Source organism: Streptomyces sp. NBC_01618 (assembly GCF_045209435.1).
Classification (GTDB): Bacteria; Actinomycetota; Actinomycetes; order Streptomycetales; family Streptomycetaceae; genus Streptomyces.
This window is the reverse complement of record NZ_CP109297.1, coordinates 4,320,573-4,344,463: the sequence shown is the minus strand read 5'-3', so window position 1 is coordinate 4,344,463 and position 23,891 is coordinate 4,320,573. Positions and strand designations below refer to the sequence as shown.

Annotated in this window: 27 protein-coding genes; 12 read left to right on the top strand and 15 right to left on the bottom strand. The window is 70.8% G+C overall.

Going from position 1 to position 23,891, the window contains the following annotated elements; translation table 11 throughout:
• Positions 1-80 precede the first annotated feature (80 nt).
• The 4 genes from OH735_RS20305 to OH735_RS20290 all read right to left on the bottom strand — a co-directional run bounded on the left by OH735_RS20305 (position 81) and on the right by OH735_RS20290 (position 2,760).
• Positions 81-1,046, bottom strand: a complete 966-nt coding sequence (locus OH735_RS20305; RefSeq protein WP_406382925.1) for a YgfZ/GcvT domain-containing protein — start codon at positions 1,044-1,046, stop codon at positions 81-83.
• Between the two features lie 111 nt (positions 1,047-1,157).
• Positions 1,158-1,682: a Fur family transcriptional regulator gene (locus OH735_RS20300; RefSeq protein ID WP_406382924.1), complete on the bottom strand. Its 525-nt coding sequence runs from the start codon at positions 1,680-1,682 to the stop codon at positions 1,158-1,160.
• Between the two features lie 124 nt (positions 1,683-1,806).
• The gene (locus tag OH735_RS20295) at positions 1,807-2,379 is read right to left on the bottom strand and encodes an FABP family protein (RefSeq protein WP_406382923.1); all 573 of its coding nucleotides are present in this window, start codon (positions 2,377-2,379) and stop codon (positions 1,807-1,809) included.
• A gap of 258 nt (positions 2,380-2,637) precedes the next feature.
• Positions 2,638-2,760 (bottom strand): hypothetical protein, encoded by a 123-nt coding sequence (locus OH735_RS20290; RefSeq protein WP_406382922.1) that lies wholly within the window; start codon positions 2,758-2,760, stop codon positions 2,638-2,640.
• A gap of 21 nt (positions 2,761-2,781) precedes the next feature.
• On the opposite strand from OH735_RS20290, the gene OH735_RS20285 reads away from it, so the two are divergent.
• Positions 2,782-3,144 carry a DsrE family protein gene (locus OH735_RS20285; protein WP_406382921.1) on the top strand — a complete coding sequence of 121 codons (363 nt, stop codon included), beginning with the start codon at positions 2,782-2,784 and terminating at the stop codon, positions 3,142-3,144.
• Positions 3,145-3,187: 43 nt separating this feature from the next.
• Here the strand turns inward: OH735_RS20285 and OH735_RS20280 are convergent, their stop codons facing one another.
• From OH735_RS20280 to OH735_RS20245, 8 genes are all read right to left on the bottom strand, one after another.
• A complete protein-coding gene (locus OH735_RS20280; protein WP_383760227.1) occupies positions 3,188-3,445 on the bottom strand; it encodes a DUF3099 domain-containing protein in 258 nt (85 codons plus the stop codon).
• Between the two features lie 152 nt (positions 3,446-3,597).
• On the bottom strand, positions 3,598-3,885 hold the full coding sequence (locus OH735_RS20275; protein WP_030925040.1) for a DUF1416 domain-containing protein: 288 nt from the start codon (positions 3,883-3,885) through the stop codon (positions 3,598-3,600).
• A gap of 78 nt (positions 3,886-3,963) precedes the next feature.
• On the bottom strand, positions 3,964-4,809 hold the full coding sequence (locus OH735_RS20270) for a sulfurtransferase (RefSeq protein ID WP_406382920.1): 846 nt from the start codon (positions 4,807-4,809) through the stop codon (positions 3,964-3,966).
• A 172-nt stretch (positions 4,810-4,981) separates the two neighbouring features.
• Entirely contained in the window at positions 4,982-5,089 is a 108-nt protein-coding gene (locus OH735_RS20265; protein WP_353962445.1) for a putative leader peptide, read from the bottom strand.
• Between the two features lie 238 nt (positions 5,090-5,327).
• The gene (locus OH735_RS20260; RefSeq protein WP_406382919.1) at positions 5,328-6,017 is read right to left on the bottom strand and encodes a DUF2993 domain-containing protein; all 690 of its coding nucleotides are present in this window, start codon (positions 6,015-6,017) and stop codon (positions 5,328-5,330) included.
• A gap of 145 nt (positions 6,018-6,162) precedes the next feature.
• Complete coding sequence (locus OH735_RS20255) at positions 6,163-7,728, bottom strand: hypothetical protein (protein ID WP_406382918.1); 1,566 nt, start codon at positions 7,726-7,728, stop codon at positions 6,163-6,165.
• Between the two features lie 10 nt (positions 7,729-7,738).
• Positions 7,739-7,993 carry a MoaD/ThiS family protein gene (locus OH735_RS20250; protein ID WP_406382917.1) on the bottom strand — a complete coding sequence of 85 codons (255 nt, stop codon included), beginning with the start codon at positions 7,991-7,993 and terminating at the stop codon, positions 7,739-7,741.
• A 53-nt stretch (positions 7,994-8,046) separates the two neighbouring features.
• Positions 8,047-8,961: an alpha/beta hydrolase family protein gene (locus OH735_RS20245; protein WP_406382916.1), complete on the bottom strand. Its 915-nt coding sequence runs from the start codon at positions 8,959-8,961 to the stop codon at positions 8,047-8,049.
• Positions 8,962-9,286: 325 nt separating this feature from the next.
• Here OH735_RS20245 and OH735_RS20240 point away from each other — a divergent pair, with 325 nt between their 5' ends.
• The 6 genes from OH735_RS20240 (at position 9,287) to OH735_RS20215 (ending at position 14,729) form a co-directional block, all read left to right on the top strand.
• On the top strand, positions 9,287-10,090 hold the full coding sequence (locus tag OH735_RS20240) for a response regulator transcription factor (protein WP_406382915.1): 804 nt from the start codon (positions 9,287-9,289) through the stop codon (positions 10,088-10,090).
• 24 nt (positions 10,091-10,114) lie between these two features.
• The gene (locus tag OH735_RS20235) at positions 10,115-11,167 is read left to right on the top strand and encodes a LacI family DNA-binding transcriptional regulator (RefSeq protein ID WP_406382914.1); all 1,053 of its coding nucleotides are present in this window, start codon (positions 10,115-10,117) and stop codon (positions 11,165-11,167) included.
• A gap of 161 nt (positions 11,168-11,328) precedes the next feature.
• Positions 11,329-12,339: a S1C family serine protease gene (locus tag OH735_RS20230; protein WP_406382912.1), complete on the top strand. Its 1,011-nt coding sequence runs from the start codon at positions 11,329-11,331 to the stop codon at positions 12,337-12,339.
• A 15-nt stretch (positions 12,340-12,354) separates the two neighbouring features.
• Positions 12,355-12,531, top strand: coding sequence for a hypothetical protein (locus tag OH735_RS20225; protein ID WP_406382911.1), 177 nt, complete (start codon positions 12,355-12,357; stop codon positions 12,529-12,531).
• A gap of 42 nt (positions 12,532-12,573) precedes the next feature.
• A complete protein-coding gene (locus tag OH735_RS20220) occupies positions 12,574-13,305 on the top strand; it encodes a response regulator transcription factor (protein ID WP_406382910.1) in 732 nt (243 codons plus the stop codon).
• A complete protein-coding gene (locus OH735_RS20215; RefSeq protein ID WP_406382909.1) occupies positions 13,302-14,729 on the top strand; it encodes a sensor histidine kinase in 1,428 nt (475 codons plus the stop codon). The genes OH735_RS20220 and OH735_RS20215 overlap by 4 nt, the downstream gene beginning before the upstream one ends.
• Positions 14,730-14,750: 21 nt before the next feature.
• Here the strand turns inward: OH735_RS20215 and OH735_RS20210 are convergent, their stop codons facing one another.
• Together OH735_RS20210 and OH735_RS20205 are read right to left on the bottom strand one after the other, a co-directional pair.
• Positions 14,751-15,968, bottom strand: a complete 1,218-nt coding sequence (locus OH735_RS20210) for an RNA polymerase sigma factor (RefSeq protein WP_406382908.1) — start codon at positions 15,966-15,968, stop codon at positions 14,751-14,753.
• Positions 15,965-16,336: a YciI family protein gene (locus OH735_RS20205; RefSeq protein ID WP_406382907.1), complete on the bottom strand. Its 372-nt coding sequence runs from the start codon at positions 16,334-16,336 to the stop codon at positions 15,965-15,967. The genes OH735_RS20210 and OH735_RS20205 overlap by 4 nt, the downstream gene beginning before the upstream one ends.
• A 260-nt stretch (positions 16,337-16,596) precedes the next feature.
• Between OH735_RS20205 and OH735_RS20200 the strand changes: the two genes are divergently transcribed.
• Positions 16,597-18,090 carry an MFS transporter gene (locus OH735_RS20200; RefSeq protein ID WP_406382906.1) on the top strand — a complete coding sequence of 498 codons (1,494 nt, stop codon included), beginning with the start codon at positions 16,597-16,599 and terminating at the stop codon, positions 18,088-18,090.
• 134 nt (positions 18,091-18,224) lie between these two features.
• On the opposite strand, the gene OH735_RS20195 is transcribed toward OH735_RS20200, so the two are convergent.
• Positions 18,225-20,021 (bottom strand): bifunctional metallophosphatase/5'-nucleotidase, encoded by a 1,797-nt coding sequence (locus tag OH735_RS20195; RefSeq protein WP_406382905.1) that lies wholly within the window; start codon positions 20,019-20,021, stop codon positions 18,225-18,227.
• Between the two features lie 327 nt (positions 20,022-20,348).
• On the opposite strand from OH735_RS20195, the gene mshD reads away from it, so the two are divergent.
• The 4 genes from mshD to OH735_RS20175 all read left to right on the top strand — a co-directional run bounded on the left by mshD (position 20,349) and on the right by OH735_RS20175 (position 23,643).
• Complete coding sequence (gene mshD / locus OH735_RS20190) at positions 20,349-21,272, top strand: mycothiol synthase (protein ID WP_406382904.1); 924 nt, start codon at positions 20,349-20,351, stop codon at positions 21,270-21,272.
• 93 nt (positions 21,273-21,365) lie between these two features.
• Complete coding sequence (locus tag OH735_RS20185) at positions 21,366-21,776, top strand: GntR family transcriptional regulator (RefSeq protein ID WP_406382903.1); 411 nt, start codon at positions 21,366-21,368, stop codon at positions 21,774-21,776.
• On the top strand, positions 21,773-22,669 hold the full coding sequence (locus OH735_RS20180) for an ABC transporter ATP-binding protein (RefSeq protein ID WP_406382902.1): 897 nt from the start codon (positions 21,773-21,775) through the stop codon (positions 22,667-22,669). The genes OH735_RS20185 and OH735_RS20180 overlap by 4 nt, the downstream gene beginning before the upstream one ends.
• On the top strand, positions 22,666-23,643 hold the full coding sequence (locus tag OH735_RS20175) for an ABC transporter permease subunit (RefSeq protein ID WP_406382901.1): 978 nt from the start codon (positions 22,666-22,668) through the stop codon (positions 23,641-23,643). The genes OH735_RS20180 and OH735_RS20175 overlap by 4 nt, the downstream gene beginning before the upstream one ends.
• Positions 23,644-23,891: the final 248 nt, after the last annotated feature.

Sequence of the window (23,891 nt, the reverse complement as noted above, 5' to 3'; positions counted from 1 at the left end):
CGGTGCGTCGGTGCGTCGGTACGGACGCCTCGGACGCCTCGGGCGCCGCAGACGGTCGCGCGTAGAGAATCTGCGTACGGTTACGGCTCCACGACCGTCTCCTGGGCGGCGGCCGTGTCCCCCGCGAGCAGCTCCGCGTCCACCGCCACGTTCCGCTTGACCAGGGCCAGCGCGATCGGTCCCAGCTCGTGGTGGCGGGCGGACGTCGTGATGAAGCCCAGCTGCCGGCCCTCGGCGCCGTCCGCGGCGAGCCGTACGGGGGTGCCGTGTCCGGGCAGCACGACCTCGCTGCCGTCGAGGTGCAGGAAGACCAGCCGCCGCGGCGGCTTGCCCAGGTTCTGCACCCGGGCCACGGTCTCCTGGCCCCGGTAGCAGCCCTTCTGGAGATGGACGGCGGTGCCGATCCAGCCCAGCTCGTGCGGGATGGTGCGGTGGTCGGTCTCGAAACCGAGGCGCGGGCGGTGCGCCTCGACGCGCAGCGCCTCGTACGCGAGGATGCCGGCCACCGGTCCGTGTGCGGCCGCGTACGCCTCCAGGTCGGCGCGGGGCAGGAACAGGTCCCGGCCGTACGCCGTCTCCCGTACCGTCACCCCGTCGGGGACCTCCGCGATGGAGCCGGCCGGCAGATACACGACGGCGAAGTCCTCGGTGCGGTCGGCGACTTCGACCCGGTAGAAGAACTTCATGGACTCCAGGTAGGCGACGAGGTCGCCCTGCGTGCCCGGTTCGGCGTGCATCCACACGGTCTCGCCGTCGTCGACGAGATAGAGGGCGTGCTCGATGTGTCCGTGCGAGGTGAGGATCAGGGCCTCGGTGGCCTGCCCCGGGGCGAGTTCGCTGACGTGTTGGGTGAGCAGCAGATGCAGCCAGGCCAACCGGTCGCTGCCGGTGACGGTGACGACGGCGCGGTGCGAGAGGTCGACGAGGCCGGAGCCGTCGGCGAGGGCGCGCTGCTCGCGGAACAGGTCACCGTAGTGCGCGGCGACGCCTTCGTCGCGGCCTTCGGCGGGAACCGCGCCGGGCAGGGACAGCAGAGGGCTCTTCATGCGACCAGCGTACGACGCGATTTACGGAGCGGGCCGGGCCGGTCGGACCGACTGGCTCTTGCGGCGCCGCCCCCGGTTGCCGGTCTGTCCGGCCCTGACCCCGGACAGGCCCTACGCCTTGGGTCCGGCCGCGTCGGCCGTGCGTGCCGCGTCGGCCGTGCGTGCCGCGTCGGCCGTGCGTGCCGCGTCGGCCGTCCGTACCACGTCGCCGGACGCCGCCTTCGCCGTGCAGTCGGCGCAGCGACCGAAGATCGCGAAGTGCTTCATGTCCGTCTCGAACCCGAAGCTGTCCCGCAGCTTCGCGGTGAACTCGGCGACGACCCCGACATCGGCCTCGATGACGTTCGTGCAGTCGCGGCAGACCAGGTGGATGTGGTGGTGGCGGTCGGCCAGGTGGTACGTCGGCGCCCCGTGCCCCAGATGGGCGTGGCTGACCAGCTCCAGCTCCTCCAGGAGTTCGAGCGTCCGGTAGACGGTGGAGATGTTCACGCCGGACGCGGTCCTGCGCACCTCCGCGAGGATGTCGTCGGGCGTCGCGTGTTCCAGCGTGTCGACGGCTTCCAGGACAAGCTGCCGCTGCGGCGTCAGCCGATAGCCGCGCTGCCGGAGATCGGTCTTCCAGTCGGTGCTCACCACAGGCCCAGTGTAGGACCGGGTGAACACCTGGCTACAGCTTTGCCCGGGAGGAATCCGTGAACTGCTCCGGCGTGGACCCGGGCCCGGAGGGCTTCTTGACCGGCTTCTTGACCGGCTTCTTGAACTACTTGAAGAAGGCGATGCCGTCGTCCGGGAGGTCGCCGAGGCTCTTCGCCATCGCCTCGACCTCTTCCGGGGTGACGACCTTCTTCAGGTGCGCCGACATGTACGGGCGCAGCTCCACCTCGGGGGTGGCCTTCTCGCCGACCCACATCAGGTCGCTCTTCACATAGCCGTAGAGCCGCTTGCCACCGCTGTACGGGCCGGAGGCCGCGGTGCGCGCCACCGCGTCGGTGACCAGGTCGATCTGCGGCTTCTGGTCGGCCAGCTCCCCGTACCAGATCTCGATGACGCCCTGGTCGCGGACCATGACGACCTCGACCTTGCGGTCCTTGTCGATGCGCCAGAAGCCCGACTCGGACTCCAGCGGCTTGACCTTCTTGCCCTCGGAGTCGAGCACCCAGGTGTGCGAGGTGTACTCCAGGAAGTCCCGGCCGTCGTGACTGAAGGAGACTTCCTGGCCGAAGTTGCACTGCTCGGCGCCCGGGAAGTCCGAGACACCCGCGCCCGCCCAGTTGCCGAGGAGGAAGGCCAGCGGGACGAGGTCCGGGTGGAGGTCGGACGGGATCTCGATCATGAGTGGCTCAGACGATCTGTGAGGGGGGTGGGGGCGGGGAAGGTCAGCGCTGACCCTGGTAGAGCTTCTTCACGGTCAGACCGGCGAAGGCGAGAACACCGACGCAGACCAGCACCAGCAGGGCGGAGAAAAATGCCTCAAGCACGGGAACTCCTTGGAACGAGCGGTAGGCCAGCAGTACGGGGCCGGGCCCCAGCCTAATGGGTTGGGGCCCGGCCCGTCGGTTCGGGGCTTGCGTGGGGGCCGCCGGGGGACGGGTCAGCCCAGCAGCTGGTTCTGCAGGATCAGCGTCTGGTGGAACGGAACGCTCTCCGTCCCCTCCTTGCCCTTGCCGGCGCCGTTCCGGCCTTCGTCGAAGTCCGGAACGATGCGGTTGCCCACCTGACGATTACAGTTCGGCATATGTCGAAGAAGCTCGTGATCAAGGTGACTGCCGGTGCCGACTCAGCCGAGCGCTGTTCGCAGGCGTTCACGGTGGCCGCGGTCGCCGTCGCCAGTGGCGTGGAGGTCTCCCTCTGGCTGACCGGGGAATCCTCCTGGTTCGCTCTGCCGGGCCGCGCCGCGGAGTTCGAACTGCCACATGCCGCGCCGCTGCCGGATCTGATCGAGTCGATCCAGGCGGGCGGGCAGATCACCCTCTGCACGCAGTGCGCGGCCCGGCGCGACATCACCGAGCAGGACGTCCTGGAGGGCGTACGGATCGCGGGCGCCCAGGTCTTCGTCAGCGAGATCATGGCCGAGGGCGTCCAGGCCCTCGTCTACTGACGCGCCACGCGCATCACGGGCACGCGCCCCCGCCCCGCCCCCATTAGTGCCGTTTCTTGCCGTCGAGTTCGTCCCACCACTCGTCGGACTTCGGGTCGCCGGACGGATCGTCCCACCAGCGGTCCTCCGGGCCCCGGCGGTTCGCGATCATGGCCGCGACGGGCGGGATGACCATGGCGACGAGACACATCGCTATCGCGGCGGGCATCGACCACAGCCGGACGAATGCCCAGGCCGATACGAAGAGGACGATGCAGCCGCCCATCATCAGGAAATAGCCGCGACGGCGTCGGGCGTACATGACTCAAGCGTAGGCCCGTTACGCGCCCACGCGAATGGCACGAAGGGCCGTACCCCGCTTCAGAGCGTCCAACCCCTGGGGTACGGCCCTTCGGCCGGTGAGGTGTCGGGGGCCCGCCGGGCCGGTCGGCCGGGCGGGCTCCCGCGTACGTACTAGACGGCGATGGCGACCTCGGAGAGGCCACCGGTCTGCGCCACGACCGTGCGGTCGGCGCTGCCGCCCGGGACGAGGGCGCGGACCGTCCACGTGCCCTCGGCCGCGTAGAAGCGGAACTGTCCGGTCGCCGAGGTCGGGACCTCCGCGGTGAACTCGCCGGTCGAGTCCAGCAGGCGCACGTAGCCGGTGACGGGCTCGCCGTCGCGGGTCACGCTGCCCTGGATGGTGGTCTCACCGGGCTTGATGGTCGAAGCGTCGGGGCCGCCGGCCTTTGCTCCACACATGGTGTTCTGTCCTTCTCGGTCGGGGGGCGTCCTGGTCCGGGTGGCACCCGGTCCGGGTCGTGCGGAGTTGCTTGGTGGTTACTTGTTGGCGCCGAGCTCGATCGGCACACCCACGAGGGAGCCGTACTCGGTCCACGAACCGTCGTAGTTCTTGACGTTCTCCTGGCCGAGCAGCTCGTGCAGCACGAACCAGGTGAGCGCGGAGCGCTCGCCGATGCGGCAGTACGCGATGGTGTCCTTCGCGAGGTCGACCTGCTCGTCCTCGTAGAGGGCCTTGAGCTCGTCGTCCGACTTGAAGGTGCCGTCGTCGTTGGCGTTCTTCGACCACGGGATGTTGCGGGCGGTCGGCACGTGGCCGGGGCGCTGGGACTGCTCCTGCGGGAGGTGCGCCGGGGCGAGCAGCTTGCCGCTGAACTCGTCGGGCGACCGCACGTCGACCAGGTTCAGGCTGCCGATCGCCTTCACGACTTCGTCGCGGTAGGCACGGATCGACTCGTCCTGCGGCTGGGCCTTGTACGCGGTGGCCGGGCGGGACGGGACCTGGTCGCCGTCGACCAGGTCGCGGGAATCGAGCTCCCACTTCTTGCGGCCACCGTCGAGCAGGCGGACGTCCTGGTGACCGTAGAGCTTGAAGTACCAGAACGCGTAGGACGCGAACCAGTTGTTGTTGCCGCCGTACAGGACGACCGTGGTGTCGTTGCCGATGCCCTTCTCGGACAGCAGCTTCTCGAAGCCCGCCTGGTCGATGAAGTCCCGGCGGACCGGGTCCTGGAGGTCCTTGGTCCAGTCGATCCGGATCGCGTTCTTGATGTGGTTCTTCTCGTACGCGGAAGTGTCCTCGTCGACCTCGACGATGGCGACCTTGGGGTCCTCGATGTGGGCCTCGACCCAGTCGGCGTCTACCAGGACGTCACTGCGGCTCATTCTGTTCTCCTCCGGGGCAGTCTGCGGCGAGATGGTGCGAGACGGCGCGTGATGCGGATGCGTGATGCGGATGTACGGCGGCGCAGGGTGCGGCGCACGTGCGACATGCGATCGGGATGGGCCCTGAATCGGATCGAAGGGCCGGGGGAATGCGGGTGCCGAAGGCTCCCGCTCAGACAGTGCGACAGAGCATGGCGGCGACGCGGCACAGGTCCACTGCCCGCCGCTTCGTGAGATCCGCCCGTCCCCACTGCGGGAGACCGCCTATAGAGCACTGCATGGGACCGATCGTAGGGAGGTACGGGCGGACATGTCACCGTCGTGTCGCATCCTGAGACTCGATCGTCCGCAATACGAGACATTGACTGGGCGGCGTCGCCTCCCGCGCGGCTTCCCTGCCGTCCGCACCCGTCAGCCATCTGCGGATCGGACACGGCCGTCTCAATATGTGGCCCGAAGTGCCCTACGAGGTCGAGGTCGAGGTCGAGGTCGAGGGCACTGCCCGGGCCCGGTGGAACCTAGTAATCGAGCTGTACGTCCGTGCCCGTCACCGAGATCTCCAGGCCGTCGGCGGTCGGCTGGATCTTCTGCAGCTTCAGGCCGCTGGGCAGGCCGCCGACCTCCCGCTCGAAGTCGGTCTTCCCGCGCACCAGGCCCTCCAGCCCGGGGATGCCCTCGCCCGGCACCTTGTCGGCGTGCACCTTGAGGATGTGGCCGTCGACGAGGCTGACGGTGGAGAGCACACTGCGCGACAGGGGGCGGCCGAGGATGTCGACCGTGCCGGTCACCTTCACCTTGCCGTTGCCGCCGTACTCGACGACGATGCCGTCGCCGGCGGCCTTGGTCAGGTCCTCGTACGAGATGACGGCGGTGCCGGTGGCGCGGGCGGCGGTGGCGCCGGAGTAGCCGTCGGCCAGCTTCACCTCGTGCAGCGCGGCGTTCATCCTGCTGATCCGGATCCGGCGGCCGTTGGCGTCGGTCTCGATGCCGGTGATCTCGACGTCGACCTCGTCGAACCGCGAACCGGCGAGCTGGGTCAGGAACGGAAATCCCTTGATGGAGACGTCCGTGGAACCGATCGTGGCGCCGGTGACGTGGACCCGGCCCTCGGCCTCCGACTCGGCGAAATACACCGCCACCCGGTCGACGACGACGAAGATCCCGCCCAGAACCACCACTATGACCAGCAGTATTCGCAGTGCACGCATGCCTGCTCTTTCCCCCACCCTGCATCCGGCCGAACCCCGGTACCCGTGCGTCCGGTACGGCTGCACGGCGCACCCGGGGTGATCGACGAGCGGACGCCTCCCTTCGGTTCCCGTCCGGTTCCGAAGGGCGCGGCGGCGGTGCGTGCTACGAGATCGCGCGGCCGAGCAGATAGACGGCGGGGGCGGCGGCGGTGAGCGGCAGTGCCACACCGGCCGTCATGTGGACGAACCGCGACGGGTAGTCGTAACTCGCCACCCGCAGCCCGATCAGCGCGCAACCGCCCGCCGCGAGGCCGAGCAGCGCACCCTTCGTACCGAAATCGGTGAACGCCCCCGCCGCGGCACCGGCGCCCACGGCGGCGAGCAGCGCCACCACGACCGAGGCCGGTCCGGGCAGCGGCAGCGCGCGGACGAGGACGGCGACCGCGACGGCCACCCCGCCCACCGTCACGGCGTCCGGGACCGCCGCGAGGTGTCCGGCGGCCAGGACCGAGAGCGCGGCCGAGGCGACGGTGGCCATCAGCCCCTGCATCCGCTCGTCGGCGCTCGCGTGGCTGCGTAGTTGGAGGACCACGGTGAGCAGCACCCAGATGCCGAGGGTGCCGATGATGGCGGCCGGTCCGTTCTCGCGGCCCGCGGCGAGCAGCGCGATGTCGGCGACGAGGCCACCGGCGAACGCGAGCGCGATGCCCTGCCGGGCCGGCCACATGCCGTTGAGCCGGAACCACCCGGCCGCGGTCACGGCCTGGAGCAGTACCAGCGGTACGACCAGGACGTACGGCCCGATCGCGGCTCCGAGGGCGAGGAGCAGCCCGAGTCCCGCGGTGATGGCGGCGGGCTGCATACCCGGCGCGATGATCGGCGAGCGGCCCTCGGCGCGGGCGCGCTGGGCATCGGTGATCCGGCTGTTGCCCAGGGTGGTGGGGGCGCTGTATCCGGCGGTGCCGAGCGCGGACGCGGTGGCGGCGGGCGGCCGGTCCGCGGGTGCGTCCGCCCGGACCGGCTCGGCCGGGACCTCGGGAGGAAGCGGGTAGGAGCCGGCGACGCGCTGCGGATGCACGGGCGGCAGATAGGCGGTCTCGGCGGCAGCCGGAACGGGCTGCTGCACAGGCTGTGCGGGCTGTGCGGGCTGTGCGGGCTGTGCGGGCTGTGCGTGCTGTGCGGGGCGAGCGTGCTGTGCGTGCTGTGCGTGCTGGATGGCCGGCTGGTACTGGGTGTCCCAGGTCTGGCCCTCCCAGGTCTGCGCGACACCGGGATCCTGCGGGGCCTGCGCCGCGGGTGCGCCCGACTCCGGCAGGTGGCCGGTCGGCCATGAGGACACGGGGCCGGTCGGCTGGGGGCCTCCGTACGACGCCTGCTGACCGTACGACTGGCCGCCGTGGGCCGGGCCGCCGTACGACTGGTCCCCGTGCGACTGCGTGGCATGGGTCCGGTCGCCGTACCCCTGCTGACCGTAGGGCTGCTGTCCGTGGGGCTGCTGCTGTCCGTGGGGCTGCTGCTGTCCGTGGGGCTGCTGCTGTCCGTGGGGCTGCTGCTGTCCGTGGGGCTGCTGACCGTGGGGCTGCTGACCGTACCCCTGCTCCCCGTACGGCTGCTCTCCGTACGGCTGCTGACCGTACGGCTGCGAGGGCTGCGGCTCCTGGCCGGGCTCGTACCCGTGGCCGTGGCCCGGGTCCTGTCCGTACGGATGCTGTTGATCGTTGCTGCTCATGTGCTGCGGTTCACCCTCCTGCGAACGGCGGGAGCACCTCGACCGTGCCGCCCTCGGCGAGACGTACGGTCTCATGACTGCGGGTCCCCACGGGGTCACCGTCGACGAGGAACGAGCACCGTTGCAGCACTCGGGTGAGCTCGCCGGGGTGCCGTTCGCGCACCGCGTCGAGCGCCTCGGCGAGCGTCGCAGCGGTGTACGGCTCCTCCGCGGTCCCGGCGGCGGCCTTCGCGGCGGCCCAGTAGCGGATCGTTCCGGCAGACATGGCGGAGCTCCTCTCGTCTCGCATCAGCTGTCCATCATGAATCACCGCATGAATCACCGCGCCGCCACCCAGTCGCCGATGCGGGTGAGCAGGCTCTCGTCCGCGGCGTTCTCGGCATGGCCCATGCCGTGCTCCAGCCACAGCTCGGCGCCGTCGCCCGCCGCTTCGGCCAGCATCCTGGGGTGGTCCAGCGGGAAGTACGGGTCCCGGTCGCCGTGCACGATCAGCAGCGGGGCCGGGGCGATCAGGCCGGCCGCCCCGACCGGGGAGAGCGGGACCGGGTCCCAGTCGTTGTGGTCGATCCGGGTGCGGAGACCGTAGCGGCCGACCAGCCGGCCGACGGGCCGGGTGACCACCCAGTGCAGGCGGCGCATCGGGGCCGTGCCCCGGTAGTACCAGCGGGCGGGGGCGCTCACGGCCACCACCGCATCGGCGCGCGCATCCGCGTGCACCCCCTCGTGCGCTTCGATGCGCCCCCCGCGCTCCGCGCTCACACCGGCTCGCCCTTTGCACAGCGCCCCGTGCCGCAGCACCACGGAGCCGCCCATCGAGAACCCGACGGTCACGACCCGCCGGTGTCCGAGCGCCCGCGCCCACCGCACCGCCGCCGCCAGATCCAGCACCTCGCGATCGCCCACCGTCGACCGCCCGCCGGATCCGCCGTGCCCCCGGAACGAGAACGTGACCACGGCCGCGCGCCGGCCGAGAACCTCCGCGGCACGCCGTACCGCGGGCCGGCCCGCCGATCCGGTGAACCCGTGCGCGACCACGATCGCAGTACCGTCGAAGGATGTTTCCGCAGCGGCCCCGGCAGCCGCCGTACCCGGCTCGTACACCGCCTCGATACGGACCCCGTCATCGGTCCGCAACGTGGTCCGCAACGTGGTCCGCAACGGGGTGCGCGGATGTCCGGGCGTGATCAAGGGAACAGAGGAACTCCGAAATCGCCCCTCGGACACAGAACTCATGTGGGCTATTCTGCTGGGAAGAGGATCCGGGCAAAGCAGCCCCCGGGTCCTTTAGTGCTTTCCAGGCGTTGTTACGGCGACGTTTCCACAAGCTCAGCGGTCCCAGGGTGCGGGACCGTACCCGTAGGAAACGTATGACGGACGATGACGAACGTCGTACGGCAAGCAGTGATAAAGCCAGCACGAAACCGTACGAAGAAGTGCCGCACAACTCCCCCGGGCCGAGCCCGGGAGTGCCCCTCTCGCAGGGAACGAGGAGGACCGACGTAATGGGCGAGCGAACCGCGCACGATCATCGACCGACGACCCAGGCAGGTGGGCGACGATGAGTTCACTGCTGCTTCTGACAAATGCCCTTCAACCGTCGACGGAGGTACTTCCGGCCCTCGGTCTCCTGCTGCACAGCGTGCGGGTGGCGCCGGCCGAAGGCCCCGCCCTCGTCGACACCCCCGGTGCCGACGTCATCCTGGTCGACGGCCGCCGCGACCTGCCGCAGGTGCGGTCGCTGTGCCAGCTGCTGCGGTCCACCGGACCGGGCTGTCCGCTGATCCTCGTCGTGACGGAGGGCGGTCTCGCGGCCGTCACCGCCGACTGGGGCATCGACGACGTGCTGCTGGACACGGCGGGCCCGGCCGAGGTCGAGGCCCGGCTGCGGCTGGCCACCGGCCGGCAGCAGATCGGCTCCGGCGACTCCCCGATGGAGATCCGCAGCGGCGATCTGTCGGTCGACGAGGCGACGTACAGCGCGAAGCTGAAGGGCCGGGTCCTGGACCTGACCTTCAAGGAGTTCGAGCTGCTCAAATATCTGGCGCAGCACCCGGGCCGGGTCTTCACCCGCGCCCAGCTGCTCCAGGAGGTCTGGGGTTACGACTATTTCGGCGGTACGCGGACGGTCGACGTCCATGTGCGGCGGCTGCGCGCCAAGCTCGGCCCGGAGCACGAGTCGCTGATCGGCACGGTCCGTAACGTCGGCTACCGATTCGTCGCACCGGAGAAGGTGGAGCGCGCGGCCGAGGAGGCCAAGGCCCGGGCCGTGACGGAGCGGGCCGCCGGACCCGTAACCCGTTCGGAGCAGCCGCGCGCGGCCGAGGCCCCGGAAGGAGCCCCGGTCCGGCCTGCCAACAGGTAGGTATATCCGCGTAGACTGCCGCGCGTGGCCAAGGTGACGCGGGACGATGTGGCAAGACTGGCGGGTACGTCGACCGCGGTCGTCAGCTACGTCATCAACAACGGACCCAGGCCGGTCGCCCCGGCCACGCGCGAGCGGGTGCTCGCCGCGATCAAGGAGCTGGGCTACCGGCCCGACCGGGTTGCGCAGGCCATGGCCTCGCGGCGGACCGACCTCATAGGGATGATCGTGCCGGACGCCCGGCAGCCGTTCTTCGCGGAGATGGCGCACGCGGTCGAACAGGCCGCCGCCGAGCGCGGAAAGATGGTGCTCGTCGGCAACTCCGACTACCGCGACGAGCGCGAGGTCCACTATCTGCGGGCCTTCCTCGGCATGCGGGTCTCCGGGCTGATCCTGGTCAGCCAGGGCCCCAGCGAGCGGGCGGCGGCGGAGATCGAGGCGTGGGACGCGCGGGTCGTACTGCTGCACGAGCGGCCCGAGGCGATCGACGACGTCGCGGTCGTCACGGACGACGTCGGCGGTGCCCAGCTCGCCACCCGGCACCTGCTGGAGCACGGCAACGAGTACGTGGCCTGCGTCGGCGGCGTGGAGTCGACCCCGTCGGTCGGTGACCCGGTCGCCGACCACGTCGAGGGCTGGCGCCGCGCGATGCACGAGGCGGGGCGCTCGACGGAGGGCCGGCTCTTCCAGGCCCCGTACAACCGTTACGACGCCTATCAGGTGGCGCTGAAGCTGCTCGCGGGGCCGGACAGGCCGCCGGCGATCTTCTGCTCGACGGACGACCAGGCCATCGGTGTGCTGCGGGCCGCGCGCGAGCTGCGGATCGATGTGCCCGGGGAGCTGGCGGTGGCGGGCTTCGACGACGTGAAGGAAGCCGGTCTGACCGATCCGCCGCTGACGACGGTCTTCTCGGACCGCCCGGCGATGGCGCGCGCGGCCGTGGACCTGGTGCTCGACGACTCGTTGCGGGTGTCGGGGTCGCGGCGGGAGCGGCTGAAGCAGTTCCCGTCGGCGCTGGTGGTACGCCGGTCGTGCGGCTGCGGGGAGCCCGCGGGCGGGGTGAGTCGGGCGGGGTGAGTCAGGCGGGGCGGGCGGCACCGGCCGAAGGCCCCGCCTCGTTCGTACTCCCCCACGACCCAACGGAAGCCGTACTCCCTTATATCGGGCATACGAGGTTCTGCCGGGCTTCTCAGCGCGTGCTCAGGCTTCTCTCATCTTCGGCCGTCACGCTCTTTTACATGACAGAGAGCCAGCGCCCGAGCGGCGAGTACCCGATGTACCCCTCGTACGGCAACGGTGACGCGTCCTACCCGCCGCCGCCGTCCTACCCGCCCGCCCCCGAGTCGGCCGCGCACCGGCGCCGGGCCAAGCGGCCGGTGGCACTCCTGGCGGCCGTGGCCATCGCGGCGGGCGTCGTCGGCGGCGGCACCGCCGCCTTCGTCCAGCAGTTCACCGGCAACGACACGAACAGCACGGGCGGCGGCATCGTCCCCGGCACCACCGTCTCGCAGAGCAGCAAGGGGACCGTCGCCGGTGTCGCGGCGGCCGTCTCGCCGATGATCGTCGAGATCAACGCGACCTCGACCGCGGGCGAGTCCACCGGCTCCGGCGTGGTCATCACGTCCGACGGCGAGGTCGTCACCAACAACCACGTCCTCTCCGGCGCCTCGTCGATCAAGGTAACGCTCAGCACGGGCAAGACGTACACCGCGGATGTCGTCGGCACCGACCCCGACAAGGACCTCGCGCTCATCAAGCTCCGGGGTGCGAGCGGGCTGAAGACGGCCACGTTGGGCGACTCCTCGGCGGTCTCGGTCGGCGACCAGGTCGTCGCGATCGGCTCGCCGGAGGGCCTCACCGGCACCGTCACCAGCGGCATCGTCTCCGCCCTGAACCGCGATGTCACGGTCGCCAAGGACAACGGCGGCAGCCAGGGGCAGGGCGGAATGGGCGGCGGCGGACAGTGGCCGTTCGAGTTCGGCGGTCGGCAGTTCAACGGCGACACCGGCGACTCCACCACCACGTACAAGGCCATCCAGACCGACGCCTCGCTCAACCCGGGCAACTCCGGTGGTGCGCTCATCAATATGAACGGCGAGATCATCGGCATCAACTCCGCGATGTACTCGGCGAGTTCGTCCGACGGATCCAGCAGTTCCGGTGCGGGAAGCGTGGGTCTGGGCTTCGCGATCCCGGTGAACACACTGAAGGCCGACCTCCCCACCCTGCGGTCCGGCAACGGTTCCTGAGGAGACGAGACAGACATGCACAATCCCACCCGGATCCCCGCCGGACCGGCCGACCTGGCCCTGCCGCTCGCCCTCGTCGCGGAACTGGCCGGCCGCAGGACCTCCGAGCCGCCCCGCGTCCCGGAGGTCCGTACCACCACGGCCCGCAAACGCCGGGCCGCGCGACGACGTGCCGCGGCCGTGCGAGGCTGAAAGCAGCCCGGTCCGCACGGAACGAGAAGAGGAAAACGAGCGATGAGCCCCGCCGAAGACGATCCGCACCGCATCCTGATCGTCGACGACGAGCCCGCCGTGCGTGAGGCCCTGCAACGCAGCCTCGCGTTCGAGGGATACGGCACCGAGGTCGCCGTCGACGGCCTCGACGCCCTCGCCAGAGCCGACGCGTACGCGCCCGACCTCATCGTCCTCGACATCCAGATGCCCCGGATGGACGGCCTGACGGCGGCCCGCCGGCTCCGCTCCGCGGGCACCACCACCCCCATCCTGATGCTCACCGCCCGCGACACCGTCGGCGACCGGGTCACCGGACTCGACGCCGGGGCCGACGACTACCTGGTCAAGCCCTTCGAGCTGGACGAGCTCTTCGCCCGCATCCGGGCCCTGCTGCGCCGCAGCTCGTACGCGGCCACGGCGGGCGGCTCCGTCCCCGACGACAATGTGCTGGCCTTCGCCGACCTCCGGATGGACCTGGCCACCCGCGAGGTCACCCGGGGCACCCGCCGGGTCGAGCTGACCCGTACCGAATTCACCCTGCTGGAGATGTTCCTGGCACACCCGCGGCAGGTACTGACCCGCGAGCAGATCCTCAAGGCGGTGTGGGGCTTCGACTTCGAGCCGAGCTCCAACTCCCTGGACGTGTACGTGATGTACCTGCGCCGCAAGACGGAAGCGGGCGGCGAACCGCGGCTCGTGCACACGGTGCGGGGGGTCGGTTACGCGCTCCGCTCCGGCGGCGGTGACGGATGACCGGCACTCTGCACCGGCTCCGCGCCCTGCCCCTGCGGACCCGGCTCGCGCTGCTGGTGGCGACGGCGGTGGCGGTCGCGGTGGCGGCGGTCGCGGCGGCCTGCTGGTTCGTGACGAAGGCCCAGCTGGAGCAGCAGATGGACAACTCGCTGCGCAATGTCCAGGTCAGCGACGACTACGTGCGGGCCCTGTTCGTCGCCTGTACGCGCCCCGATCAGGCGGCCGTACCGCAACTCCAGGGAACGTACACCGTGCAGCTCGTCACCGTGTCCGGGAGCACGTGCAGCGCCGCCAAGACGTCACCGATCGGAGTGACCGCCGCCGACATCGCCGTGGCCGCCCAGCTGCGCGACAGCACCCTGCACTCGGCCAGGGCCAAGAACGGCAAGGAAATGCGCGTCTACACCTACGCGTACGAGCCCCGCAGCCAGGTTCCGGGCCTGCTGCAGGGAAACTTCGCCGTCTCCATCGCCCGCCCGATGAGCGAGGTCGACGACCCGCTCTCCACCCTCGCCTGGGTCCTCCTGGTCGTCTCCGGCGTCGGCGTGATCGGCGCCGGCGCGGCCGGTCTCTGGGTCGCGCGCACCGGGCTGCGTCCCGTCGACGAACTCACCGAGGCGGTCGAGCACGTCGCCCGTACCGAGGACCTCACCGTACGCATCCCCGTCGAGGGCGAGGACGAGATCGCCCGGCTGTCCCGGTCGTTCAACTCGATGACCGCCTCCCTCGCCAGTTCCCGCGACCGTCAGGCCCAGCTGATCACGGACGCCGGCCACGAACTGCGGACGCCGCTGACCTCGCTCCGCACCAACATCGAACTCCTCGCCCGCAGCGACGACACCGGCCGGGCCATCCCGCCGGACGACCGCAGGGCCCTGATGAAGTCGGTCAAGGCTCAGATGACCGAGCTGGCCTCGCTCATCGGCGACCTCCAGGAACTGGCCCGCCCCGACGCGGCAAACCCCGGCCCGCTCCAGGTCGTCGCCCTCCACGACATCGCGGACACGGCCCTGGAACGCGCCCGTCTGCGCGGCCCCGAGCTGACGATCAGGGCCGATCTGGCCCCCTGGTACGTACGGGCCGAACCGGCGGCGCTGGAGCGGGCGGTGGTCAACGTCCTGGACAACGCGGTCAAGTTCAGCCCGCCCCGCGGCACGATCGAGATCGCGCTGCGGAACGGCGAACTGACCGTACGGGACCACGGGCCCGGCATCCCCGCCGAGGAACTCCCCCACGTCTTCGAACGCTTCTGGCGCTCCCCGTCCGCCCGTCAGCTCCCCGGCTCGGGCCTCGGCCTGTCGATCGTCGCCCGCACGGTCCAGCAGTCGGGCGGCGAAGTGACCCTGCGCCCGGCGGCGGAGGGGGACGGCACCGAGGCGTCGATCAGGCTGCCGGGGGCACCGCAGCCGCCGCCGGGGCTGTGAGTCGCATCGCCCGCGAAGGCGTCATGCGAGGCGTGCCACCCGGCTCGCCCGGGACTCCAGGTAACGCTGCTCGGCGATGCTGGCGGTGGACTTCGCGGCGCGCCGGTAGTACTCGTACGCCCCGGCCGGGTCGCCGGTCTTCTCCAGCAGATGCGCCCGTACGGACAGCAGCCGGTGGTGCCCGGCCAGCCGCCCGTCACTGTCCAGGGTGGACAGCAGGGCCAGCCCGGCCGCCGGGCCCTCGGTCTCGGCGAGCGCGATCGCCCGGTTGAGGGTGACCATCGGGTTGGGCGCGATCCGTTCCAGGACCAGGTAAAGGGCGTGCACCTGCGGCCAGTTGGTCGCCTCGGCCGTGGCCGCGTCGGCGTGCGTGGCGGCGATGGCGGCCTGCAGCTGGTAAGGCCCCAGCATCGGTCCGGCCAGCGATTCCTTGACCAGCTCCAGCCCCTTGTCGATCAGCTCGCGGTCCCACTTCGTACGGTCCTGCTCGTCCAGCGGCACCAGGTCGCCGGCCGCCGTCGTACGTGCCTGACGGCGGGCGTGGGTCAGCAGCATCAGCGCGAGCAGCCCGGTCACCTCGCTGTCCTCGGGCAGCTGGGCGTGCACCATCCGGGCCAGCCGGATCGCCTCGTGCGCGAGGTCGGCGCGGTACAGCTCGCTGCCCGAGGAGGCGGTGTAGCCCTCGTTGAAGATCAGGTAGAGCACGTGCAGGACGACCCGCAGCCGCTCCTCGCGCTCCGCGCCGTCCGGCAGGGTGAACGCGCTGCCCGCGGCCTTGATGCGCTGCTTGGCCCGGCTGATCCTGGCCGCCATCGTGGCCTTGGGCACCAGGAACGCGCGGGCGATCTCGGCAGTGGTCAGGCCGCCGACCGCCCGCAGCGTCAGGGCGGTCTGGGAGGCCGCGGTCAACGTCGGATGGCAGCACAGGAACAGCAGGACGAGCGTGTCGTCGGTGTCCGGTACGTCCTCGGGCACCACCTCGGCGGCCGTCGCCGACTCCCGCTCGCGGCGCGCGTGGTCGCTGCGCATCTGGTCGATGAGCCGCCGGGACGCGACAGTCACCAGCCAGCCGCGCGGGTTGTCCGGCACTCCCTCGGCCGGCCACTGCACGGTGGCGGCGAGGACGGCCTCCTGCACGGCGTCCTCACACCCTTCGAACCGGCCGTTGCGGCGTACCAACGTACCGAGGACCTGCGGCGTGAGCTCACGCAGCAGGTCCTCGACAACTGGTTCGGTCATGCCTCCAATTGTCCGTCGGCGAACATCACCTGCCGCACCTCGACACCCAGGCCCTCGATCGCGGTGTCCGGGATCTGCGCTGCCAGCTCGATCGCCCGCTCCTTGTTCTCGCAGTCGATCAGGTAGAAACCGCCCAGGTACTCCTTGGCCTCCAGGAAGGGGCCGTCGGTCACCACCGGCTGGCCGCCTCGTACGGACACCACGGCGGCCTGTGACGGGTCGACCAGCGCCTGCGTGGTGATCAGCTCGCCGGACGTCTTCAGCGCCTCGATGAACCTGCCGTGGCCGTCGCCGATCGCCGCCTTCTCCTCGTCGGTCAGCGCGTCCAGCACGGCCGGGTTGATATGCAGGCTGATCAGGAACTGCATCTCGTACTCCTCGTGGTTCGCGAGCCCCGGGGCGGGCCCTTCGACCGGTTGGTCGGAGCCGCCACCGCCGTCTTGACATCCCCCGCCAGAAACTTTCGCACGAGTCCTTCGGCGTCGCGCCGCCCTGGACCGCAGGCCGTCCTTTCCGGTGACACCCCGCCGTGGCAGGCGCGGCAGATGTCCGTCCGTACCGATGTCAAGAAACGGTTCGCCGCTCCGACCAACCGGCGAACCGTCGAGAGAACAGGGAGTTTTCGGATATGCGAGTCAACCGGGCATGGCTGGGACTGGTCGTCCTCATGCTGCCGACCTTGCTCGTCGCGATCGACGTGACGGCGTTGCTTCTCGCGCTCCCACGGCTGAGCGCCGACCTGGGTGCCACCAACGTCCAGCAGCTGTGGATCAGTGACAGCTACGGATTCATGGTGGCCGGCCTGGTCATCACGATGGGTACGCTCGGCGACCGGATCGGCCGCCGACGGCTGCTGATGATCGGCGCAGCGGCGTTCGCGGTGTTCTCTGTCGTGGCCGCCTTCGCGGTCGGCCCGCTGATGCTGATCGTCGCGCGTGCGCTGCTGGGCGTCGCCGGCGCGACCATGGCGCCGTCCACCCTTGCCCTGATCACCAACATGTTCCGCGACGAACGACAGCGCGGGAAGGCCATCGCGATCTGGGCGACCTGCCAGTTCACCGGCGGCGCGCTCGGGCCCGTACTCGCCGGATTCCTGCTCCAGTACTTCTGGTGGGGATCGGTGTTCCTGGTCGCCGTGCCGGCGATGGTGTTGCTGCTGCTGGCCGGGCCGGTCCTGCTGCCGGAGTTCCGCAGCGACCGGGCCGGCCGGCTGGACCCGGCCAGTGTCGGGCTGTCGCTCGTGGCGGTGCTTCTGGTGGTCTACGGCATCAAGCAGCTGACCGTCGAGAGCGTGCGGACCGTGCCGGCGGTGGCCCTCGTCGTCGGCGCGGCCATCGGATTCCTCTTCGTACGCCGGCAACTGCGGCTTCGGACGCCGCTGCTGGACCTGCGGCTGTTGCGCAACCGTCCGTTCACGGCCGTACTCGTCGCGCTGGTCTTCGCCGGCATCGCCATGGCCGGTACGGGCCTGCTGGTGACCCAGTACCTGCAGGGCGTGCTGGGCTTCTCGCCGGTCGCGTCGGCGGTGCTGTTCGCACCGATGGGCCTGGGCGTGGCGGTCGGCACCATGACGGCGCCGGCGCTGGCCCGGCGGATGAAGCAGACCACCGCGATCGCCGGCGGACTGGTGGGGTCGGCACTGGGCAGCCTGCTGCTGGTCGGCGTCGACGGTCCGGGCTCCCTGCCGCTGGTGATGACCGGCATCGCCGTACTGGCGCTGGGCACCGGTCCACTATTCGCGCTGGGCACCGGGCTGGTCGTCGGGTCCGTACCGCCCGAGCGCGCCGGTTCGGCGGCGTCGATGTCGGAGACCGGCAACTACTTCGGCGGTTCGCTCGGCCTCGCGCTGCTCGGCGTGGTGGCCGCAGTGGTCTACCGCAACCGGATGGACGGGACGTCCGACTCGCTGGCCGGCGCGATCGCCGCCGGCCGGCACCTGCCCGCCGGCCAGGGTACGGAGCTGCTGCACACCGCGCGGGAGGCGTTCACCGCCGGTCTGCACGTCACCGGCGTCATCGCCGCGGTCATTTTCGCCGGGCTGGCCGTACTGGTCCTGTCCATGCGCCCGGCAACCCGGACCAGCCCGGCCGCTCTCCCCGACTACGAGGCGACGCGCTCATAGAGGCCTGGGGCGACGCCGACGCCGTGGTTGTCCGGCCCGAAAGCCCCCGAGCCCCGTCACACGCAGTGGGGCGGTGGGCCCGCCGGCCCACCGCCCCACTTCACCCGCGTACGGGAGTCACGCAACTACGGGAGTCACTGGATGACCGTGATCCGGTCCGTCGCCGGCGGGGCCAGCGGCGCGGCGGCCGTCGAGTGGGCCGCCAGGTAGGCGTTGAAGAGGTCCAGGTCGGACGCGCCGACCAGCTTGTTGGTGCCCGCGCCGAGCGCCGCGAAGCCGTCGCCGCCGCCCGCCAGGAACTCGTTCATCGCGACGCGGTAGGTCTTCGCCGGGTCGATCGCCGCACCGTTCAGCTTGATGGTGTCGGTGACCACGCGGGCAGCGCCCGTCTTCGTCATGTCGAGGGTGTAGGTGAGGCCCTTGGAGATCTGGAGGATCTTCGGACTGGCCTCGTTGGAGCCGCTGACCTGCTGCTGGAGTGCGGTGATCAGCTGGGCGCCGGTCAGGTCGACGACGTTCATCATGTTGGTGAAGGGCTGCACGGTGAAGGACTCCCCGTACGTCACCACCCCGTCGCCCTCGCTGCCGGTCGCCTTGTAGACCAGGTCCGCCCGGATGCCGCCCGGGTTCATGAAGGCGACGACCGCCCCGCCCTTGTCCGCCGGGGCCAGGCCCTCCAGCTGGGCGTCCGCGATCAGGTTGCCGAGCGGCTTCTCGGGGGCCTTGGAGCTGCGGCCTTCGATGTCGGCGGTGATGTAGCCCTGCGGCCTGTTCGCGATGGGCGCCGCGAGGGTGTTCCAGCGCGCGATCAGGTCCGTCATGTCCCTGGCCCTGTCCTGGTCCCGGCTGACGATGTGGTTCGCTGCCTTCGGGTTCGAGGCCGCGGCCGACTTCACCGACGTACGCACGATGTCCTGGGTGCGGCGGTCGTAGGTGAGGGTCGTGTCGGTGTAGACCTTGCCGAACGACGACGCCGAGGTGACCAAGCGCGGGTTGCCCGCCGGGTCCGGGATCGTGCAGACGTACGCCTGGTGGGTGTGGCCCGTGACCAGCGCGTCGACCTTGGGCGAGATCCCCTCGGCGATGTCGACGATCGGCCCGGAGATGCCGTCACCGGCGCCGGAGGTGTCGCAGTCGTAGTTGTACGAGTTGGAGGCCGGTGCCCCGCCCTCGTGGATGAGCGCGACGATGGACTTCACGCCCTGCTGGTCGAGCTCCTTGGCGTACTTGTTGACCGTCTCGATCTCGTCGTGGAACTTCAGGCCCTTGACACCGTTGGCCGTGACGATGTTCGGCGTGCCCTCCAGGGTCACCCCGATGAAGCCGATCTTGACGCCGTTCTTCTTCCAGACCGTGTACGGCTTGAGGATCGGCTTGCCGGTCTTCTCGTCCGTCACGTTGGCGGCGAGGTACGGGAAGTCGGCGCCCTGGAACGTCTTGCCCGTCTCGTAGCACCCCTCGACCGGGTGGCAGCCGCCGTTCTGCAGACGGGCCAGCTCGGTGGCGCCCTCGTCGAACTCGTGGTTGCCGACGGTCGTCACATCGAGGTCGATCTTGTTGAGCGCCTCGATGGTCGGCTCGTCGTGGAAGAGACCGGACAGCAGCGGGCTCGCGCCCACCATGTCGCCACCGGCCGCGGTGATCGAGTACGGGTGCCCCTTGCGCGCGGTGCGCAGCGAGGACGCAAGGTACTCGACGCCACCGGCCGGGATCGTGCCCGCGGAGCTGGCCGGCGGCTCCAGGTTCCCGTGCAGGTCGTTGAAGGACAGCAGCTGGACGTCGACGGTGTTGGCCGGCTTGTGCTGCTCGTTGCCCTGGGCGTCCTGGGCGCCGGCCGGCATCGCGGCGACGAGCGCGCCGACGGTGGCGAGCCCGGCCGCGGCGGCGAGCACCCGCCGGGATGCGCGGTTCTTCTGCGGTGTCGCTGACATCGGTCCCCTTGTGATTTCTGCGGTTTGAGGGTGAGGGCGAGTCTGGAGACTTCGTGCCGCAGCCTAGGGTCAACGCGCGTAGCGCGACAGGTGTCCGGGGTTACGAACTGGTTGCCATGCGGTCGGAATCGGGGCCAACTGCCGCCAATCGCTCGTACGGCTCACATATGCGGGCAGAAAGATCACGGCACGCACGGCTGCCGGAAGCGTGTGCGGCCCGAACAATTTGCGCAGCGGCCCGCTGCGCAATAGCCCAGCGGGCCGTTCGACAATCAGCCACCCCCACAACGCCCCCACCCCCCGCCCCACCCCCGTACGCTCGTACACATGACGACTGACGTACCTCTCCCCGCCCCCGGACGTGAGATCCAGACGCTCGACGTCCTCTCCCCCGAGCAGGCCGAGGCCGTGTCCGGGCTGCTGGCCGAGGCGGCCCGGTCCGACGGCAGGCAGGCCGTGTCCGAGCAGGGGCGGTTGCAGTTGCGGGGCGGGCGGCGCGAGGGGGTGCGGCATCTGCTGCTCACCAGTGGGCCCACCCTTGTGGGATACGCGCAGCTGGAGGACACCGACCCCGTCGAGGCGCCGGCCGCCGAGCTGGTCGTGCATCCGGCGTACCGCGGGCAGGGGCACGGGCGGGCGCTGGGGGCGGCGCTGCTCGCCCTGACCGGGAAGCGACTGCGGGTGTGGGCGCACGGCGGGAAGGCCGCGGCCCGGCACCTCTCGCAGGTCCTCGGCCTCTCCCTCTTCCGCGAACTGCGCCAGCTGCGCCGCCCGTTGACCCCGCCGGACATCGCGGAGCCGGTCCTGCCGCCCGGCGTCACCGTCCGCACTTTCGTGCCCGGCGAGGACGACGCCGCCTGGCTCGCCGTGAACCGGGCCGCCTTCGCCCACCACCCCGAGCAGGGCTCGCTGACCCAGCGCGACCTGGACGACCGCAAGGCGGAGCCGTGGTTCGACCCGAAGGGGTTCTTCCTGGCCGAGCGCGACGGCGAGCTGATCGGCTTCCACTGGACGAAGGTGCACGCCGAGGAACAGCTCGGCGAGGTGTACGTCGTCGGCATCCGGCCCGACGCGCAGGGCGGCGGCCTCGGCAAGGCGCTCACCGCGATCGGGCTGCGCCACCTGGCCGCCGAGGGGCTGCCGACCGCGATGCTCTACGTCGACGCGGACAACAAGGCCGCGCTGGCCGTCTACGAGCGGATGGGCTTCGCGACGCACGAGGTGGACCTTATGTACCGCACGGAGTCCTGAGCGGCCACGACTCCCACCAGGGGCGGCGTCTCTTGACGCCGCCCCTGCTTTGGGACAGTCTTTCACTACTTAATTAGTGAAAGAGGGGTGAGCATGGCAGAGTCAGCCGCGGTCGAGTACCGCATCGACCGGCGCAGCGGCGTCGCCACGTACCTCCAGATCGTCCAGCAGACCAAACAGGCCCTCCGCCTGGGCCTGCTGGAGCCCGGCGACCGGCTGCCCACCGCACGCGAGGTCGTCGAGGCCACCGCCATCAACCCGAACACCGTGCTCAAGGCCTACCGCGAGCTGGAGCGCGAGGGCCTCGTCGAGGCCCGGCGCGGGCTCGGCACCTTCGTCACGCGGACCCTCGGCGGCGCGGCGGCCGTCGACGACGCGCCGCTGCGCGCCGAGCTCGCCGACTGGGCCCGCCGGGCCCGCGCGGCCGGGCTGGAGAAGGACGACGTGGGCGCGCTCTTCACCGCCGTACTGGACAAGACCTTCGAGGGGAATCAGGCCGGATGACAGGCGCTGCGATCGAGGCCGTCGGCCTCGGCATGAAGTACCGGAACAGAGGCGGGAGCTGGGCGCTGCGCGACTGTTCGTTCCGGCTGCCCGCCGGGCGCGTGTGCGCTCTCGTCGGCCCCAACGGTGCCGGCAAGTCCACCCTGCTCGCCCTCGCGGCGGGCTTCCTGCGGCCGGCGGAGGGAACGGTACGGGTGCTGGGCGCGGCGCCCGGCGGGGCGCGGGCCCGGATGGCCTTCGTGGCCCAGGACAAACCGCTGTACCCGCAGTTGACGGTCGCCGCGACCCTCTGGGCGGGCGCCGAACTGAACCCGGGCGTCTGGGACCAGGACACGGCCGAACGCATCGCCGGGGAGCTCCCGCGCGACGCCTCGGTCCGCACCCTCTCGGGCGGCCAGCGCACCCGGCTCGCGCTGGCCCTCGCCCTCGGCAAGCGGCCCGAACTGCTCCTGCTTGACGAGCCGATGGCCGATCTCGACCCGCTCGCCCGCCACCAGCTGATGGGCGCGCTGATGGCCGAGGCCGCCGAGCACTCCACGACGATCGTGATGTCCTCGCACATCCTCACCGAGCTGGAGGGCGCCTGCGACTACCTCCTGCTCGTCGACGGCGGCCTGGTCCGCCTGGGCGGCGAGACGGACGCCCTGCTCGCCGCGCACGCCCTGCTCACCGGTCCCGTACGGGACACCGCGCCGCACACCGTCGTCGAGTCCCGCACGGCGGGGCGTCTGCAGACTGCGCTGGTACGGCGGGAGGGCCCGGTGGACACCGCCGTCTGGGAGGCCGCGGAACCTTCGCTGGAGGAGCTGCTGCTGGCACATCTGCGCTCGCCGCAGGCGCCCGCCCTGCTGACGCCGAGCGCCGAGGCCGGCCTGGAGGTGGCGGCCGTATGAGCACGATCGCCTTGCGCGGCCCGGAACGGGTCGTCATTCGTCAGCACCGTTGGACGCTGTGGACCGTCGGCGTCCTCACGCTCGCGGGGATCGCCGCCGTGGTCGCCGCCTACCTGTGGATGGCGTCCGCCTCCGACACGTTCGCGGGCAGCGGCTGCTCGGCGGAGAACACGGTCCGGGGGTGCGGTGACACCGTCCGGCACTTCCTCGACACCGAACTCCTCTTCAGCCGCGCCGTCGATTACGCGAACCTGGTGATGATGATCCTGCCGGCCTTCATCGGCATGTTCGTCGCGGGTCCGCTGATCGGCCGGGAGCTGGAGAGCGGTACGTACAAGCTGTCCTGGTCCCAGTCGGTGTCGCCCGCGCGCTGGCTCGCCGCCAAGCTCGCCGTGCCCGGCGTACTGGCCCTGGCAGGGGTCTTTGTGCTGTCCGCCGTCTCCGCCTGGGCCAGGTCGCGAACAGCCGGGACGCACTACCCGACAGGCGACTGGTACGAACGGCAGGTCTACGGCTCGATGGGCACCGTCCCCGTCGGCTACGCCCTGTGCATGCTGGCCATCGGCGCACTCGCCGGGCTGCTGCTGCGACGCACGGTCACAGCGATGGTCGTGACGGTGGCCGGTTACGGCGCCCTGGTGGCGGCCTTCAACTCCGTGCGCAACAACCTGTGGCCGACCCTGACAGACACGTTCAAGCAGGGGAGCGACTACCGGTTCCCCGACGGGGCGATCAACGCCGGGACGGGCTGGCTGACCCAGTCCGGCCGACGGCTGCCCCACAGCGCGTGCCTGGAGTGGTCCCCCGGCTTCAAGCAGTGCCTGACCGAAAAGAACATCGACCTCCGCTACTTCGACTACCACCCCGCCTCGCACTTCTGGCCCCTCCAGCTCGTCGAGACCGGCATCCTGCTCGTCCTGGCCGCCCTCGCCGTCGCCGTCGCCTTCCGGGTACTGCGCCGCCGGCACGGCTGAACCAGCAGGCCGGGTCCGGGCCCCCGCCGGGGGCCCGGACCCGGCCCCTACGACCCGTCCGCGCACCCGCACACCGCTTCCTGCACGTCATGTCGCCGTTACCGGCCATTCAGAAGGGCTTGCGACCCTCTCAGGATGCAGCCAGCCGTGCCGGCCCCCCGCAACGGGAGAGATCCCGGTGGAGACGACAAGCACCGTGGCAACCGTGCCGACCCCACGGGCCGCGCGTTTCCCGCGATCTCCGTACG